The organism is Colwellia marinimaniae (assembly GCF_002207865.1).
In the GTDB taxonomy this organism is placed as follows: Bacteria; Pseudomonadota; Gammaproteobacteria; order Enterobacterales; family Alteromonadaceae; genus Colwellia; species Colwellia marinimaniae.
On the sequence record NZ_BDQM01000139.1, the window covers coordinates 1 to 417 of the forward strand.

Consider the following 417-nt stretch of genomic DNA (forward strand, 5'->3'; position numbering starts at 1 on the left):
GAGTCTCGTGGGCTCGGCGTGGTGCCGGGGAGCGTCATATCACTATTGAATAATATTGGCTGAATTGATTTCTTAGCCTGATGTCAGGCTCTCTAAGATGGAACACAGCAGGTGTGCTCTAGCCTGTGTATTACTCGTGCGGCTTTCTATCTCCTTAACTCAGTAAAATTCTGGCTTGAAGACCATTATGTGAGTTAAGCTGTGTGGCTATTGATTAGTTGTGTGAGGCAAGCGGTGAGTCAGGTATTAAATGATCTATTATCTCTACTCTCTTTAGAGCGAATTGAAGAGGGGCTATTTCGAGGTCAGAGTCAAGATTTAGGCTTCGGTCATGTCTTCGGTGGTCAAGTGATGGGGCAGGCTTTGAGCGCCGCCAAACAGACAGTTTCGGCATCGCGTCAGGTCCACTCTCTGCAC

At 47.7% G+C, this 417-nt stretch carries 1 pseudogene; it reads left to right on the top strand.

From position 1 onward, the window contains the following. Positions 1-234 precede the first annotated feature (234 nt). Positions 235-417 (top strand): annotated as a pseudogene (locus tag MTCD1_RS18585) (acyl-CoA thioesterase domain-containing protein); the annotation flags it as partial.